Source organism: Campylobacter pinnipediorum subsp. pinnipediorum (assembly GCF_002021925.1).
GTDB lineage: Bacteria > Campylobacterota > Campylobacteria > Campylobacterales > Campylobacteraceae > Campylobacter_A > Campylobacter_A pinnipediorum.
This window is the reverse complement of the sequence record NZ_CP012546.1, coordinates 1,158,225-1,172,310: the sequence shown is the minus strand read 5'-3', so window position 1 is coordinate 1,172,310 and position 14,086 is coordinate 1,158,225. Positions and strand designations below refer to the sequence as shown.

The window sequence follows — 14,086 nt, the reverse complement described above, 5'->3', positions numbered from 1 at the left end:
GAGAAAGACGGCCATGAAAATTATAGCCCGATTTTTTATTATATTTGCATTCATTATTTTACCTAATACTTTTGCCTCTATGCCTATGGAGATAAATTTAAGCTTAGATAGTGTTAACCCTATAAGTTTAAATGAAGCAGAAAAAATAAGCAAAGAGAAAGATGTATATTTTTTGGATGCAAACGATGAAAGAGTTTATAAACAAAGGCATATTCCTAATGCTATAAATGTTAATGTAAGTAATGTGCTAAGTTTCTTACCAGATAATAAAAATATAAAAATAGTTTTATATGGTTTAAACTCAGCATCTATTGAACCAACAGAGATTGCTACTATCTTACAAAAAGATGGATATAATAATCTTTATTATATGTTAGAAGGTATTGATGCTTGGGCTTTATCAGGTAGAAAAGTAGATAGTATTTTTCACAAGACTGAGCAATTAACTCAGAAAAAAATACAAAACTACAAAGATGGTATTCATGATGATTTGTTGTTTGCAAATTTACCTGCTTGTAGAGATTGCCATGCATCACCAAAAGTAGTGTATGCAACAAAGCAAGAGAAAGAAGAACTTTTTAGAGATAAAGAGTTTGTGAATGATAATTGTAAAACTTGTCATAAAAAAGAGAAGTCTTATTTTGAAAAAAGTGTGCATAGTCCTTTTGTTACACAAGATTTAAAAGAAGGTAGAAAACTACCAAACTGTACAGATTGTCACGGTGTTCATATAGCTGATAAAAATGGTAAAGTTCATAAAGAATTAAAGCAATTAAGCCAAGAAAATTGTGGTGTATGTCATGAAAAACAACAAAGTTTATACCATGAAACATTCCACGGTAAAGCACTTTTACTTAATAAGCCTGGCGATGCAATAAGAGTTGCTGCTTGTTATGATTGTCACGGTACGCATAATGTTTTAAATATGGACAAAGAAGAATCAACGCTACATATAAACAATAGAGTTAAAACTTGTGGTGAGTGTCATGTTGACTCAAATATAAATTTCGTTGGTTTTATAGCTCATGCTGATCATACAGATGCTGAAAAATATCCATTGCTACATACAGCTTATGTGTTTATGACAGGGCTTGTTATAGTTGTATTCTTATTCTTTGGAGTGCATACATTGTTATGGTCAATGAAACTTATCCAAACAAGAATGGCTTATCCTAAAGAGTGGAAAGAAGCTAAACAAAAAGCTCATAATGATAAAATGACAATCAAGAGATTTAGTACTTTACACCTAATCCAGCATTTATTTATGGCTTCTAGCTTCTTAGGGCTTGCATTTTCTGGATTGCCACAGAAATTCTATACAGCTCCATGGGCTAATAAAATGATAGAATTAATGGGTGGTATTGAAGTAGCTACATTTATACATCACTTATCTGCTGTTATTATGTTTGCTGTATTCTTTAGCCATATTGCTGAGATTATTGTGGTTCAGACAAGAAAAGGAAAAGGATTTTTTAGTCGCTTGTTTGATGCTGATTCTCTTGTGCCTAGAATTCAAGACTTTAAAGATATGAAAGCTCACTTCTTATGGTTCTTCGGAAAGGGAGAAAGACCACAATTTGACAGATGGACTTATTGGGAAAAATTTGACTATATTGCGGTATTCTGGGGTATGTTTATCATTGGATTTAGTGGACTTGTTTTATGGTTCCCTACATTCTTCTCTAACTTTATGCCAGGTTGGATGATAAACCTAAGCACATTAGTCCATTCAGATGAAGCGTTGCTTGCTACTGGATTTATATTTGCTATTCACTTCTTTAATACCCACTTTAGAGCTGATCGTTTCCCTATGGATATGGTTATATTTAGTGGAACTTTAACAGAAGAAGAGATTAAACAAGAGAGAAAACATTGGTATGACAGATTGGTTAAAAACGGAGACCTTAAAAGGTTATATCATGAAAATGAAAATTATGCTTGGTATAAACCGATAGCAAAATTTGCTGGATTTGCCATGCTTATTACAGGACTTGTGTTCTTGTTTATGATGATATATGCTTATATAGTAAGTATATTTTAATTAAAATACCCCTTTATCAAAAAAAAAGGGGGTATTTATTATTTTTTAAATGTTAAAACGGTATATAAATCACTTAATTCTAAATAATATGTTGTGTTTTTTGATTTTCTTTTGTTGTTAGAGTGATATTGTGTATATTCAAAGAGTTCATTAAAACAAGTTTTATATTATCAATATATACATCTTTATATGACAATTAATTTCTGAGTTTATTGAAATTTCAATAATTTTTTATATTTATTATCTATAATCTTTTGAATCGGTGTTAAATTCTTTAACTCAATTAAAAACCTATTTATTTTTATTTTTTACTTTGACAAATATCATTTAATATACACTCATTACATTTCGGTTTTATTGCTTTACATGTATATCTACCAAATAATACCATAGCCTGATGAAGCTTTCCAAGCTCTGTTTTAAATGTTTTGCATAGATCTTTTTCTACTAGCTCGGGAGTTTTTTTATTGCTTAAATTTAATCTATGAGAAACCCTAAAAACATGTGTATCAACAGCCATTACATTTGCTCCTACTGCTTCTAATAAAACCACATGTGCTGTTTTTTGCCCAACACCTGCTAAGCTTATCAAGTCTTTTTCGTTAAGAGGAATTTCTGAGTTATGCAGCTCTACAACTGATTTTGCCATTTTTATTAGGTTGGTGGCTTTATTATTAAAAAAACTACATGAGTTTATTAAAAGTTTGAGAGATGCTAAATTTGCATTTGCCAAATCATCTATACTTTGGTATTCTTCAAATAACCTTGGAGTTATTAAATTCACTCTTTTGTCTGTGCATTGTGCTGAAAGCATAACACAAACTATAAGTTCATAATTGTTTTTCCAAATTAATTCACTTTTTGCACCTTCAAAGTGTTTTAAAAATCTATTTTTTATTATTAAAATTCTATCTTTTTTATTCATGTTTTTAATTTTAGCAAAAATTTTATAAACTTAATGTATAATATCCACTTTTAATTTTAAAAACCAAAATATTTTACAAGGAATAATCATGAAAAAAAAGATATTTTTTACTGCTTTAAGTTTTGTTGCAGCAATGAGTTTGAGTGCTGCTGTTGTTGCTACTGTTGATGGAGAAAATATAACAGATGATGATATTCAGATTCTTTTAAGCCAAGCTATGCCTGGTGTAGATACTTCAAAGTTAAACGATGATTTAAAAAAGAAAGTTATAGATGATATAGTTGGAAGAAAATTATTGTTAAAAGAAGCTAAATCATCAGGAATAGAAAAAGATCCTGAGTTTAAAAAAGCTCTTGATATTGCTCGTGAAAATATAGCTGGAGAGTTATATTTTAAAAAGATTTTTGACACTATAAAAGTTAATGATGCTGAAGTTAAAAAATTTTATGATGAAAATAAAGAAAATTTTAATCAACCAGCAAGTGTTCAAGCAAGACATATATTAGTTGAAAAAGAAGAAGATGCTAAATCTATAATTTCATCACTTAAAAAATTAAAAGGTGATGCCTTAAATAAAAAATTTGAAGAAATTGCAAAAGAAAAATCTATAGATAAAGGTTCTGCTGTAAGAGGAGGAGAGCTTGGCTGGTTTGGTCAATCACAAATGGTAAAACCTTTTGCTGATGCTGTTTTTTCTATGACTAAGGGTGAAGTTTCTAAAAATCCGGTTAAATCACAATTTGGTTATCATGTAATTTTAAAAGAGGATATGAAACCAGCTGGAATTATACCTTTCAAAGATGTTAAAGATCAAATTGAGCAAAATGTTAAAATGCAAAAATTTCAAGAAGTTATTAAACAAAAAACAGATACTCTTCGCTCAAAAGCAAAAGTTCAATATAAATAATTAATAAAAAAGAGGAATTAAAATGGGTGTTTTAGATATCGTTAAAGCTGGTGTTTTGACAGGAGATGATGTAACAAAGCTTTACTCTTATGCAAAAGAGCAAGGATTTGCTATACCTGCTGTTAATGTAGTTGGTAGTGATTCTGTTAATGCTGTTTTGGAAGCAGCTAAAATTGCAAATTCACCCGTTATAATTCAATTTAGTAATGGTGGCGCTAGCTTTTATGCAGGAAAATCATGTAAAAATGCTGATGTTTTTGGTGCTATAGCTGGTGCCAAGCATGTTCACTCTTTAGCTAGCGCTTATGGCGTTCCTGTTGTTTTACATACAGACCATGCTGCTAGAAAATTATTGCCATGGATAGATGAGCTTATAGTTGCTTCTGCTGAGCATAAAAAAAGTTTCGGAATTCCTCTTTTTAGCTCTCATATGCTTGATCTAAGCGAAGAGAGTTTAGAGGAAAATTTACAAACTTGTGAAGAGTATCTAAAAAAAATGAGTGAGCTTGACATTAGCCTTGAGATAGAACTTGGTGTTACTGGCGGAGAGGAAGATGGTGTTGACAACACAGGTGTTGATAATTCTTTGCTTTATACTCAACCAGAAGATGTAGCTCTTGCTTATGAAAGGCTTGGCAAAATTAGCGATAAATTTAGTATAGCTGCTAGTTTTGGTAATGTTCATGGTGTATATAAACCCGGAAATGTGGTTTTAAGACCAGAGATACTTAAAAATTCTCAAGAATATGTTTCAAATAAGTTTAACACAAGCAACAAAAAACCTGTGAATTTTGTATTTCACGGAGGAAGTGGAAGCGAGATAAAAGATATAAAAGATGCTGTAAGTTATGGTGTTATTAAAATGAATATAGATACTGATACACAGTGGTCTTTCTGGGATGGTGTAAGAAAATATGAGCTTAAAAATAGGGATTATTTACAAGCTCAAATAGGAAATCCTGATGGCGAAGATAAGCCAAATAAAAAATACTATGATCCAAGAAAATGGTTAAGAGCTGGCGAAGAGAGTATGGTTGAGCGTTTACAGATAGCTTTTTCAGATTTAAATTGCCTAAATAGGAACTAATTGATGGCTATTAGAAATGATTATTCTGATTTAACATTACCAAAACCAGAGTCTGATAGCTCTATTTTTACATATATTAAAATTGTACTAGTGCCAGTTTTGATATATGCTGCTGCTTTGCTAGGATATTTTAATGTTATAAAATTTCATATAGAAATTCATAGTCTTATTATGATGGGTATAATACTTATTATAGCCTTGTTTTTTGCAAGACATAATGCTGATTTTGCCTTTTCTGTTTTATCAAAAAAGAGTGCTGATTTTAAAAGTAGTCTAAAAGATTTTATAGTATCAAATTTACTTGAAATTTCAGGTGTAAAAAAATCAAATGTATGCTTTGATAATTTTTTGAGTAATTATATCAAAGGTTTAAGAAATTCTCATATTGCTGGTATGGGGTATTCTATATTTCCTATGCTTGGAATTTTAGGAACTTTTATTAGTATAGCTATTTCAATGCCATCTTTTAGTTCAAGCGATTCTCTTGGGCTTGAAAAAGAAATAGGTATACTGTTAAATGGTGTAGGCACAGCTTTTTATGTATCAATTTATGGTATATTTTTGGCTATTTGGTGGATGTTTTTTGAAAAATTTGGTGTAACTAAATTTGATAATTTTTCAAGAGAGCAAAAAGAATTAAGTAAAGAATTTTTTTGGCAAAAAGATGAGTTAGAACAAAGATTTATGAGTGTTGCTAGTGAACATTTTGATGATATCAGATCTGTATTTTCAAGAATAAGCAATGAAGATTTTTTTAAAAATTTGGATAATGTTGTTGGTAATAAATTTAAATCATATTCTGAGCTACAAAATTTAGAACAAAGAATGATAAGTGAATCCCAAATAAAATTTGATCAAAATATTAGACTTTTAAATAAAGCAGGTTCAAGACAAGATGAATTTGTTAAAATTCACACAGAAATATTAAAAGCTACTATTGATTTAAACCTATCATTAAAAGATATGCAAAAATCATTTTCTACTGAATATAATAGACTTAACGAACTTATGCAAGATAAAGTTAATGGTTTTGAAAAAAGTGTTAATAAATTCGATTTAAATCTTAAGACGCTTGATTTGAGTTTAAAAGAATTTGCTACTAAGATTATTAGCGAACAAAACAATGCTATGCAAGCATTTAAAGTCGGTCTATTGGAAGGGATATCTGCTTTTAAAGAAGTCTATGAACAAGAAAAAACTCTAACTAAGTCAGAGTTAGAAAGAGAGATAGCTTTGCAGGATTTAAAAAAGAATGCTAATGAATTAGATGGTGAAGTTCAAAGGGTTATGCAAAATATAGAAAGTTCAAATTTAGAAGATGAGATTTCAAAATAATCAAGAAGAAAATAACCAAACTTTTTGGATATCTTATGCTGATTTAATGGCGGGTTTATTATTTGTTTTTATGCTTATTGTTGGCGCTATTGTAGTTAAATATGTATTGTCTCAAAACATACTAGCCAACAAAGAGCAAACTATTATAAAAACACTAGAAAATTTAAAGGATGAACAAGGCAAAAATCTAAGTCTTGATAAGCTCAATGCTATTTTAAAAAATGAAATTTTAAGAGCAAATGCAAATAATATTGAACTTCAAGAATTAAATAAAAATTTAACTTCAGTTATTGTAGATTTAAAATCAAAATTACAGGTATTATCAGATACAAATAGTGAATATATTGCTGATATAGACGGATTAAAATCAAATAATTATGAGCTTAATGAGAGTATAACCGATCTAAATTCAAAAATAGTATCTATTGAAAACAAGCTTAATAATGCGGAAGTTAATGCTACTAATTTAAATATGCAAAATAATCAAAATTTAAAAATAATAGATGAATTAACCTATCAACTTAGAGATAAAGATGATAAGTATAATGTGTTATTAACAGATTTAAATATAACCAAAAATCACATTAAAAGTTTAACCGGTATAAGAGTTAAAGTTATAACAGCTCTAAAAGATAAGCTTGGAAAAAGTATAGAAATAGATCCGGTATCCGGTGCATTAAAGCTTCGCTCATCTGTATTGTTTAATAAAAATGAATCAAAATTAAAAGATGAAGCAAAATCTGATTTAAAGGATACATTGCAAAAATACTTTGATGTTTTGCTTAATGACCCAGATATAAGCAAAAATATTGATCAGGTCATGATAGAGGGTTTTACTGATAGCGATGGAAGTTATTTATATAATCTTGAATTATCTCAGCGCAGGGCTTATGAAGTTATGAGATTTATCAATTCTTATAATTCTGATAAAAAATTAAACAAACTTTTGGTGGCTAGCGGAAGAAGTTTTAACAATCTTGTCTTAAAGGATGGCAAAGAAGATAAAGAGGCTTCAAGACGTATAGAGATCAAATTTTCAATATCAAATAAAGATGCTTTAGAACAGATAGAAAAACTTTTAGAACAAAAACAATGATACAAAAAATTTTATTTAGAGATTTTGAGTTTTATATTTTAAGAGATGATTTACTTGGTGAATTTAATGGTAATAAGGCTAGGAAATTAGAGTATTTTTTACAAAACGATCTAGATATAAAAGGCATAGTATCTCACGGCTCTAGTCAATCAAACGCTATGTATTCTCTTAGTGTTTTTGCTAAATTAAAAAAAATAGAATTTCATTATGTGGTTTCTCATCTAAACGAGAATCTGCAAAAAAATCCAGTTGGAAATTTTTTAGCTTCACTTGAAAATGGAATGAAACTTTATATAAAAGATAGTAGAGAATATTATGCAAAACAAATAGCAAAAGATAAAAATTTATTTTTTATTCAAGAGGGTGTTGCTATTCCTGAAGCAGAATATGGTTTTAAGACTCAGGCTTTAGAGATAAAAAATTTTGCATTAAAAAATTCACTTAAATTTGATATTTTCTTACCAAGTGGAACAGGAACAAGTGCTAGTTTTTTGTCAAAAAATATAGATTTTGATGTTTATACCTGTCCTTGTGTTGGCGATGAAGAATATTTAAAGTTGCAAATACAAAATTTAGTTTCTAACTCCAAAGTTAAAATTTTAAAACCTCCTAAAAAATATCATTTTGGTGATTTGAAGATTGAATTATTTCAAATTTATAAAGAATTAAAAAAATCAACAAACATAGAATTTGATCTAATCTATGATCCAGTTGGTTTTATAACACTTTTTAATAATTTAGATAAGTTTAAAAACGATGTATTGTATATCCATCAAGGTGGAATTATGGGAAATATAAGTCAAAAACAGAGATACGAAAGAAAATTTAAAAAAATATGATGAAAATTTCAAGCACAAAAGAGTGAAACTTTGATTATAAAATTAAAAAATTAGTTAATATTTATATTGTATATATTAATTGCTTTTTTAATTTTGGTGTAAATAGTTTTTGCATAAATAAAAACAGTTTATTAAAATTTATAGATATCATTGAATTATTTATAAAAATATACAAAAATATTTAAGTACAATTTTATTGTGTCTTATTCTGAATATCTTTATGTTTTTTTGGGTATTTAACAATGCTTTACTTGCTATTTTTTAAGTGTTAGATGTAAATTATTTATGATTTTATTATTGAAGCTTTTTTGTCTGTGTAAAAATAATTATAACTCTAGTTGCAATTTTTTTATTTCACTATTTATTTGAACTTAATTAAAAAAAGATTAATGACAAAAATAAAGGATAAATTTATATTTTTTGATGTATGATATATGCAACTAAGGAGAATAATATGAAAGTAAACAATATATCTTCAACTCAATATTTAAATAGTGCCGATAAAGCTAAACAGGCACAAGATAAGGCTTTGCAAAACATATCTGCTAATCGTGCGTTAAGTGGTGTTGATAGCGCAAATCTTGCCATAGCCGATAGTTTATTATCGCAGGCTAATGTGATAAATCAAGGTATAGCTAATGCAAATGATGCAATCGGTGCTTTAAATATTGCTGACTCTACTTTAAATAATATTACTCAAACTGCTGATAGATTAAATGAATTATCTGTTAAAAATAATAACCCAGCATTGTCAGATAGAGAACGCGGTATATTAAACCGTGAGGCTGATAGATTAAAAGAGTCTATAGGCCAAAGCATAGATAACGCGACATTTAATGGCAAAAATGTATTTGGTGATATGTCAAATTTTTATACTGGAAATGCAACTCAAAATATCAATTTATCAGAAAATAGCGTAAGATCTGGCGCTAGTAATTTGGATATATCCAATCAAAATGGCATTAATGATTTTATAAATGATGTTAATAGATTAAGAGGAGAGATTGGTTCTGTCCAAAACGGTATAGTTGCTGATATAAATTCATCTTTAAAACAAAATGTTGCTTTAAGACAAAGTGAAAGTGGTTTGCAAAATAATGATATATCTAAAAATTTAAATGAACAAAACAATGAGAAATTAAGACTTAATGCTTCTATATTGGCTCAAAGCCATAATGTTGCAAATTTGCAATCTCAGATAGATAGACTTTTGGCTTAATTATCAAATCTAAACCATATGCTTATAAATAATTGTTATATGGTTTAGATTTTTATTCTACTTTTGCATTAAATATATTCTTTTTATAGATATGTATTATAAAAAATAATAAAAAAGGTTTTGGTTATGTTGATAGATGGCCATGGTAGAGTTGTTGATTATCTTCGTGTATCTGTTACTCAAAGGTGCAACTTTCGTTGCAGATATTGTATGCCAAAAACACCATTTGAATGGACCCCGAAAGAAAATTTACTAAGTTTTGAAGAGTTATTTTTATTTATAAAAGTTGCAATTGATGAAGGTGTAAAAAAAATTCGTATAACTGGTGGAGAGCCATTACTTCGCAAAGATTTGGATGTATTTATAAAGATGATAAATGATTATAATCCAAATGTAGATTTAGCTCTTACAACTAATGGATTTATGCTGAAGCACTATGCAAAAAGACTAAAAGAAGCAGGCCTTAAAAGAATAAACATGTCTCTTGATACCTTAAAACCAGAAGTTGCGAAAACGATAGCTCAAAAGAGTGTTTTACATGAAGTTTTAGCTGGGTTTGAAGAGGCTTTAGATGCTGGCCTTAGTGTTAAGATTAATACTGTTGCTTTAAAAGGCATTAACGATAACGAGATTATAAATTTGCTCGAGTTTGCTAAGTTTAGAAATTGTCAGATTAGATTTATAGAGTATATGGAAAACTCACATGCGAATGATGAGTTAAAAGGCTTAAAAAGCGATGAGATACTATCTATAATTTCAAAAAAATACAAACTTACAAAAGATGATAAATTACCAAATGCACCAGCTTCTATATATAAACTTGAAGATGGTTATAAGTTTGGGATTATAGATCCACATAAGCACGATTTTTGTGAAAGTTGTAATAGAATAAGACTAACTGCAGAAGGGTTTTTGATACCTTGTTTATATTTTGAAGATGCTATGAGTATAAAAGATGCTGTTACAAAAGGTGATGTTGCTGGTGCTGCAGAGGTTTTAAGACAGGTTTTGATAAACAAACCTGAAAAAAATAAGTGGGAAATAGGCGAACAAAATGAAACTTCAAGCAGAGCATTTTATCAAACTGGTGGGTAATATTGGCTAGTTTGAGTTTGGTTGAAGAGTTTATAAGCATACAAGGAGAGGGAAAATATCAAGGTCATCTTGGTATTTTTTTGAGGTTTTTTGGGTGCAATTTAAATTGTTACGGCTTTGATGTTAAGCAAATATCTAATAAGACTGGTGATACTTTAATTGGCTGTGATACAATTAGAGCTGTTTTTACATCTCATTTTGATGCTACTCAGATACAAACTGAAGATGAAATTTTAAACTTAGTTAATGCAAGAATAAAAGATTTGAAAAAACTGCCTATGATAGTTATTACAGGTGGGGAACCTCTTTTGCATCATAAAAATAAAATCTTTATTAATTTAGTTTCAAAGTTGATAGATAGTGGTTTTAAGATCCAATTTGAAACAAATTCTAGTATTTTTGTTGATTTTGAGAAATTTCCAATTTATAAAAAATGTAGTTTTGCTATGAGTGTTAAGCTTAAAAATAGTGGCGAAAAATATGAAAAAAGAATAAATAAAGAAGCTATAAAGGCTATTTGTGAAAATTCTTATGATAGCTTTTATAAGTTTGTTATTTTAGGAAAAGACAAAGAGCTTGATGAGATTAATGACATACTTAAAATTTATAATCAAGATGTTTGGTGTATGCCAATGGGTTCAAATAAAATCGAATTAGAAAAAAATGCTTTAAACGTAGCCAATTTTGCTATAAAAAATGGATTTAATTATAGTGATCGTATGCATATTAGGATTTGGGATAATAAAGAGGGTGTTTAATGATAATTAGAAAGCTTTTTAAATTTGAAAATGCACATATAGTTAGGTTTTGTAGCTCTAAGCGTTGTAGAACTAGTATTCATGGACATAGTTACAAGGCAGAAGTTTTGCTAAAATCAGATTTTTTAGATAATGCTGGCATGGTTTATGACTTTGGCTTGATGAAGAAAAATATTAAAACCATAATTGATAGCTTTGATCATAGTACGACTATATATTCATTAGACAACAAAGAGTATATAGATGACATAAAAAAACACTCTGCGAGATGGGTAAGCATACCTGTTAATCCATCTGCTGAACAATTTTGTAGAGTATTTTTTGTTATTATAGATACTTTGTTGCAAAATACAATAATGCAAAATGCGGAGCAGGGTGTAACTCTTGATAGTATAATAGTTCACGAAACAGATACAGGATATGCTCAATGCTTCAAACAAGATGCTTATAATGAAAATATGGGTATCATAAGTTTAGATGATATAGTGTTTTCAGACGCTATAATAGATGAATGGGAGGACAAGAACCTTTTTAATAAAATAAAGACAAAAACTAAAATTTTAAATCCAAAGGAAGTTTGATGAAAAAAGTTTTTTATAGCTTATTTCTAATGATTTTTATGTTTGTTATAGGATGTAGTGATAATAAAACCAATAATATAAACAATACAAATGATAAGGTGCCAACAGATATTCCTATATCTCAAGGTGAAACAAATACTACTATTGATGAAAATTTCCCACCGGAACCAGTTATGGAGAAACAAGAATGATTGAACACTTACAAGAATTACACTCAGCCATCTACCCTTTTCATAAAGGAATGATGCACTTGCTTTTAACACTTGTTGTTATACATTTGGTCTTAACACAAATAGGCATAAATACTAAAAACTATGTGCTTAGGATAAGGTATTTTTTACCTTTATATCACTTGGTTTTTACTATTGTATTTTTTACTGGTATTTTAATGCTTGTAGCATTAAATTTTAGTGTAACTTGGCATATAGCTAGAATGATTATATCTTTTATTGGTTTAGTTACTTTAAATATAATTGGATATAAGAAGCTGAAAAAATATGCTCCACAAAATGAGCTTGGAAAATTTAGAAAATTTGCATTTTTCCAAATTTTAGGAGAGATATTTTTTGTGCTTTTTGCTGGATTATGATATGCAGTTTTTGTATGATAAAAATGCCGGAAATGAACGATTAGTCGTTGAAAACGAACCATTTTTACATCTAAAAGCAAGAAGAGTTAAAGTAGGCGATAGAATAGAGGTAAGAAATCTAAAAGATAGTAAAAAATATCTTTATGAAATTGAAAGCTTTGAAAGAAGAAGTGCTTCTTTGTCCCTTGTTTTTGCTAGTTTGAATGAAAAACCAAGTTATGATTTTAAGATAGCTTGGTCTGTAATTGATCCAAAAACGATAGAAAAAACACTACCTTATTTAAACGAACTTGGTGTAGGCAAGATTATTTTTGTCTATACTGATTTTTCACAAGCAAATTTCAAAATAGACATTAAAAGATTTGAATACATTTGCGCTTTATCGTGTGAACAATGTGGTAGAGATGCTTTGATGGAATTTGAAATTTATGATAGCATTGATGATTTTTCTTTGAGGTATAATAATGTAGCACTTATCCATTTTGGAGGAGATGATATAAGCTTATATAAAGATGAGCTTTTATTTATAGGCCCTGAGGGTGGATTTTCCAAAAGAGAAGTAGAATTATTTGCTAAGAAATTTGGCTTAAAAACCAAGCATATATTAAAATCTCAAACAGCTATAACTTCTGTTGTCTCAAAAATTTTATTATAGTCTAACTTTTCTATTTCAAAGTTTATTTGAAATAAATAAGGTCTTATTAGTTTTGGGATGAAAGCTTTTCTGCATTTTTCTTTAAATTTTTTATCCATTACTTCTTTTACAAAAGGCGATATAAATACAATATCGTCTTTTATTCCAATAGCAATTTTGCCACTTATTACACCATCTTTTAGTGCTGTTAGTCTTTGGCTTTGACTCATTAGCACACCAAGCTTTTTACAAACTTTGTCTATGCCTCTTATTGCATTTTTGTCATTATAAACTAGATAAAAATCATCTTTTATTTTTTTATATTTTGGTTTTAACTGATTATAGTCTAGGTTTAAAAACTCAAAACTTTTTTTAACTCCTTTTGAGTATTGTTTTATGAATTGGTTTGAAAACTCAAGTCTAAAATGATTTCTTGTATATTTGTTTGAAAAATTACTTTCATCAACAAAATATTTATAATTATTTTTATCTAAATACTCATTAAGTTCATCTTTTTGTATATTTAAAATAGGTCTTATAAGTGTATAATGCTCTTTTTTCTCTATCTCTTGCATTCCTATTAGTTCGTTTAGCCCAGCACCTTTGCTAAATTGCATTAAAAACCATTCAAACATATCATTTAATTGATGTGCTAAAATCAAATTTGTATATTTTTCATTTATACAAATTTCTTTGAAAAAATTATATCTTATTTTTCTTGCTTCGCTTTCAAAGTTTTTATTTTGAAGTTTAACACTTTTCAAAAAGCATTTTTTGTTAAATTTATATGCTAGGTTTTTTGCACTTGTTGCTTCTAATGTGCTGTTTTTTCGTGTGTTGTAGTTGATTATAGCTATGTCAAAATCAACACCCAACTCATCTAAAAGGTAAAAAAGTGCCGTGCTATCAACACCATGAGAAAATGCTAGCAAATTTTTACCATTTTTTAGATGAGTTATGCAGTTTTTACTAATCAAATT

At 28.5% G+C, this 14,086-nt stretch carries 15 protein-coding genes; 13 read left to right on the top strand and 2 right to left on the bottom strand.

Going from position 1 to position 14,086, the window contains the following annotated elements:
• Nucleotides 1–13 precede the first annotated feature (13 nt).
• Entirely contained in the window at nt 14–2,041 is a 2,028-nt protein-coding gene (locus CPIN17260_RS06095; protein WP_078406111.1) for a rhodanese-like domain-containing protein, read from the top strand.
• Between the two features lie 301 nt (nt 2,042–2,342).
• Here CPIN17260_RS06095 and nth read toward each other — a convergent pair whose 3' ends face one another.
• Nucleotides 2,343–2,966, bottom strand: a complete 624-nt coding sequence (nth, locus tag CPIN17260_RS06090) for an endonuclease III (protein WP_069632600.1) — start codon at nt 2,964–2,966, stop codon at nt 2,343–2,345.
• An 88-nt stretch (nt 2,967–3,054) separates the two neighbouring features.
• On the opposite strand from nth, the gene CPIN17260_RS06085 reads away from it, so the two are divergent.
• The 12 genes from CPIN17260_RS06085 (at nt 3,055) to CPIN17260_RS06030 (ending at nt 13,127) form a co-directional block, all read left to right on the top strand.
• Nucleotides 3,055–3,873 (top strand): peptidylprolyl isomerase, encoded by an 819-nt coding sequence (locus CPIN17260_RS06085; RefSeq protein WP_069636231.1) that lies wholly within the window; start codon nt 3,055–3,057, stop codon nt 3,871–3,873.
• Between the two features lie 22 nt (nt 3,874–3,895).
• Entirely contained in the window at nt 3,896–4,960 is a 1,065-nt protein-coding gene (gene fbaA, locus CPIN17260_RS06080; protein WP_078440746.1) for a class II fructose-bisphosphate aldolase, read from the top strand.
• Nucleotides 4,961–4,963: 3 nt separating this feature from the next.
• Nucleotides 4,964–6,295, top strand: a complete 1,332-nt coding sequence (locus CPIN17260_RS06075) for a MotA/TolQ/ExbB proton channel family protein (RefSeq protein WP_069636287.1) — start codon at nt 4,964–4,966, stop codon at nt 6,293–6,295.
• Nucleotides 6,279–7,391, top strand: coding sequence for an OmpA family protein (locus CPIN17260_RS06070; protein ID WP_078387862.1), 1,113 nt, complete (start codon nt 6,279–6,281; stop codon nt 7,389–7,391). The genes CPIN17260_RS06075 and CPIN17260_RS06070 overlap by 17 nt, the downstream gene beginning before the upstream one ends.
• Entirely contained in the window at nt 7,388–8,230 is an 843-nt protein-coding gene (locus CPIN17260_RS06065) for a 1-aminocyclopropane-1-carboxylate deaminase (RefSeq protein ID WP_069633258.1), read from the top strand. The genes CPIN17260_RS06070 and CPIN17260_RS06065 overlap by 4 nt, the downstream gene beginning before the upstream one ends.
• Before the next feature lie 454 nt (nt 8,231–8,684).
• The gene (locus CPIN17260_RS06060) at nt 8,685–9,449 is read left to right on the top strand and encodes a flagellin (protein ID WP_069633257.1); all 765 of its coding nucleotides are present in this window, start codon (nt 8,685–8,687) and stop codon (nt 9,447–9,449) included.
• A gap of 126 nt (nt 9,450–9,575) precedes the next feature.
• Nucleotides 9,576–10,544, top strand: coding sequence for a GTP 3',8-cyclase MoaA (gene moaA, locus CPIN17260_RS06055; RefSeq protein WP_069633256.1), 969 nt, complete (start codon nt 9,576–9,578; stop codon nt 10,542–10,544).
• An 11-nt stretch (nt 10,545–10,555) separates the two neighbouring features.
• Nucleotides 10,556–11,302, top strand: coding sequence for a 7-carboxy-7-deazaguanine synthase QueE (locus CPIN17260_RS06050; RefSeq protein WP_069636977.1), 747 nt, complete (start codon nt 10,556–10,558; stop codon nt 11,300–11,302).
• A complete protein-coding gene (locus CPIN17260_RS06045) occupies nt 11,302–11,883 on the top strand; it encodes a 6-pyruvoyl trahydropterin synthase family protein (protein WP_069633255.1) in 582 nt (193 codons plus the stop codon). Before CPIN17260_RS06050 ends, CPIN17260_RS06045 begins: the two co-directional genes overlap by 1 nt.
• Nucleotides 11,883–12,074: a hypothetical protein gene (locus CPIN17260_RS06040; protein ID WP_069633254.1), complete on the top strand. Its 192-nt coding sequence runs from the start codon at nt 11,883–11,885 to the stop codon at nt 12,072–12,074. The genes CPIN17260_RS06045 and CPIN17260_RS06040 overlap by 1 nt, the downstream gene beginning before the upstream one ends.
• On the top strand, nt 12,071–12,472 hold the full coding sequence (locus CPIN17260_RS06035) for a hypothetical protein (RefSeq protein WP_069636957.1): 402 nt from the start codon (nt 12,071–12,073) through the stop codon (nt 12,470–12,472). Before CPIN17260_RS06040 ends, CPIN17260_RS06035 begins: the two co-directional genes overlap by 4 nt.
• The gene (locus tag CPIN17260_RS06030; protein ID WP_226996916.1) at nt 12,450–13,127 is read left to right on the top strand and encodes a 16S rRNA (uracil(1498)-N(3))-methyltransferase; all 678 of its coding nucleotides are present in this window, start codon (nt 12,450–12,452) and stop codon (nt 13,125–13,127) included. The genes CPIN17260_RS06035 and CPIN17260_RS06030 overlap by 23 nt, the downstream gene beginning before the upstream one ends.
• Here CPIN17260_RS06030 and tilS read toward each other — a convergent pair.
• Complete coding sequence (tilS, locus tag CPIN17260_RS06025) at nt 13,085–14,083, bottom strand: tRNA lysidine(34) synthetase TilS (RefSeq protein WP_069637585.1); 999 nt, start codon at nt 14,081–14,083, stop codon at nt 13,085–13,087. The two genes, CPIN17260_RS06030 and tilS, sit on opposite strands and share 43 nt — an antisense overlap.
• Nucleotides 14,084–14,086 lie beyond the last annotated feature (3 nt).

What these genes read in the sequence shown, in the direction of transcription:
- CPIN17260_RS06040 (WP_069633254.1), top strand. Translation starts at nt 11,883, where the DNA reads ATGAAAAAAGTTTTTTATAGCTTATTTCTAATGATTTTTATGTTTGTT.
- CPIN17260_RS06075 (WP_069636287.1), top strand. Translation starts at nt 4,964, where the DNA reads ATGGCTATTAGAAATGATTATTCTGATTTAACATTACCAAAACCAGAG.
- CPIN17260_RS06065 (WP_069633258.1), top strand. Translation starts at nt 7,388, where the DNA reads ATGATACAAAAAATTTTATTTAGAGATTTTGAGTTTTATATTTTAAGA.
- CPIN17260_RS06045 (WP_069633255.1), top strand. Translation starts at nt 11,302, where the DNA reads ATGATAATTAGAAAGCTTTTTAAATTTGAAAATGCACATATAGTTAGG.
- CPIN17260_RS06060 (WP_069633257.1), top strand. Translation starts at nt 8,685, where the DNA reads ATGAAAGTAAACAATATATCTTCAACTCAATATTTAAATAGTGCCGAT.
- moaA (WP_069633256.1), top strand. Translation starts at nt 9,576, where the DNA reads ATGTTGATAGATGGCCATGGTAGAGTTGTTGATTATCTTCGTGTATCT.
- CPIN17260_RS06070 (WP_078387862.1), top strand. Translation starts at nt 6,279, where the DNA reads ATGAGATTTCAAAATAATCAAGAAGAAAATAACCAAACTTTTTGGATA.
- fbaA (WP_078440746.1), top strand. Translation starts at nt 3,896, where the DNA reads ATGGGTGTTTTAGATATCGTTAAAGCTGGTGTTTTGACAGGAGATGAT.
- CPIN17260_RS06035 (WP_069636957.1), top strand. Translation starts at nt 12,071, where the DNA reads ATGATTGAACACTTACAAGAATTACACTCAGCCATCTACCCTTTTCAT.
- CPIN17260_RS06095 (WP_078406111.1), top strand. Translation starts at nt 14, where the DNA reads ATGAAAATTATAGCCCGATTTTTTATTATATTTGCATTCATTATTTTA.
- nth (WP_069632600.1), bottom strand. Translation starts at nt 2,966, where the DNA reads ATGAATAAAAAAGATAGAATTTTAATAATAAAAAATAGATTTTTAAAA.
- CPIN17260_RS06085 (WP_069636231.1), top strand. Translation starts at nt 3,055, where the DNA reads ATGAAAAAAAAGATATTTTTTACTGCTTTAAGTTTTGTTGCAGCAATG.